3 protein-coding genes are annotated in these 1,808 nt (G+C 45.3%); all 3 read left to right on the top strand.

Features of this window, described 5'->3' with window-relative positions; translation table 11 throughout:
- A partial coding sequence (locus tag A3735_RS29970; protein WP_197485550.1) for a spondin domain-containing protein occupies window positions 1–367 on the top strand: 367 nt, incomplete at its 5' end.
- A complete protein-coding gene (locus A3735_RS00645) occupies window positions 364–1,095 on the top strand; it encodes a spondin domain-containing protein (RefSeq protein ID WP_197475786.1) in 732 nt (243 codons plus the stop codon). The genes A3735_RS29970 and A3735_RS00645, both read left to right, overlap by 4 nt.
- A 112-nt stretch (window positions 1,096–1,207) precedes the next feature.
- The coding region (locus tag A3735_RS00650; protein ID WP_068637358.1) for a response regulator transcription factor at window positions 1,208–1,808 on the top strand (601 nt) is incomplete at its 3' end.

Consider the following 1,808-nt stretch of genomic DNA (forward strand, 5'->3'; position numbering starts at 1 on the left):
TATGATCTTGCCTAGTAATGATGGCTTTATTGCTCTGAATGGAATCGAGATACCCAGTGAATCCGGAACCTATACATACTATGCCAAAGCCTATGATGCAGGTACAGAAGCCAATGACGAAGTGGTGGGTAGTGGTGCGGTAGGCGAGGCCGGTTTTCCTGCTCCTGGGCCGGTTGCAGCGACCCTAGGTGAAAATGGTACTGGTATTGTTGCCACTGCTGAAGGTTATGTTCATATCCATCGTGGTGCTTTGGGGGATCTGGATGCTGATGGAGGTGTTTCAGATTTAGATAGTACTACTCACAGATGGTTGAACCCAATTGCCAAGATTACTGTAACGGTAAGCGAATACAGGGCAGAGCTATGAACGGTTATTTTTCTATCAATAAGAAGTTGATGAGTGGAGCCCTGCTGGCCTCATCGCTAATTCTATCCGCGTGTTCTGATAACGACTCTAAGCAGGATGACATGCTTGAGTTTGAAGTTACAGTGAGCAACTTGACGGCTGGTCAGCCTTTATCGCCTGCTGCAGTTTTATTGCACGATTCCCAATGGAAGAGTTTTCAGACGGGTCATAGGGCGAGTGATGAACTCGAGTTACTAGCTGAAGGGGGAGACAACAGCCAGTTCTTATCCTCATCGCTTGACGATTCTTACGTTTATCTTGCTGAGTCTGGTGCTGGAATTATAGCGCCAGGAGAGTATGAGTCGTTTCAGGTTCAAACTTCTGAAAAATACTTGGGAACTTTATCACTGAGTGTTGTGTCTATGTTGGTTAACTCGAATGATGCTATTGCAGCTTTAAACGGTAAAGCAATTAGCACACTAGAGATTGACGAGAGTATGAGTTTTGAATTGCTGACCTATGATACGGGCACTGAAGCGAACACCGAGACAGCAGACACAATTCCCGGGCCTGCAGCACAAGGTGGCGATCGTGAAGGGTTCAATGTTGCGCGTGATGATGTTCGGGACGCAGCATATCTGCACCCAGGTGTTGTGACTCAGGACGACGGTTTATCAAGCTCAACCTTAGGTGAGGTTCACCGTTGGGATAACCCGGCTGTGAATGTTCGCGTGGAACGTATTCGTTAGCGCACGTTGTTTGAGGGCTTTTGAATGTTGTTATTCTTAAGCTTAGTAGCCTCACTCTCTCCTCGTTTTTATGGTCTCAAACAGGCTTATGATAAATGCTAGGGAGCAGAGAATGAACCTTCATATGGAGAGTAAAAGTTTACAAGCGGTTGATGTTCTTTCTGACCTTGATAGAAAGCGTTTTCTGATTGTGGAAGATGACCCCGATATCGCAGACCTTATGTCGCTTCACCTTCGAGACTTAAACGCCGATATTTTAGTTGTTAGTGATGGCGTTGAGGGTTTTCAGCGAGCGAGATCAGAGCAGTGGAACGCCATTATTTTAGACTTACAACTGCCAGGCATAGACGGTTTGGAGCTATGTAGAATGCTTCGAGTCTCACAAATTTATGTGCCGCTGATGATGGTGACTTCCCGTTCAACTGAGTTGGATAGAGTCTTAGGTCTAGAGATTGGTGCTGATGATTACTTAGTTAAGCCTTTTAGTGTGGCCGAACTAAAGGCAAGAGTAAAAGCATTGCTTAGACGGTCTGCCCAGAGTGAGAAACCAAGACCTGAAGCGAGTGTATTGAGCTATCTTAGCCTTTCTTTAGATTCCTCTTCTAGAAAAGCAAAATTAGCTGAAAAGACGCTAGATCTAACAGCGAAAGAATTCGATTTACTTTGGTTCTTTGCATCTCATGTGGGAAAGGTCTTTAAACGTAGTGAGCTTC

The sequence above is a fragment of the Oleiphilus sp. HI0061 genome, assembly GCF_001635675.1.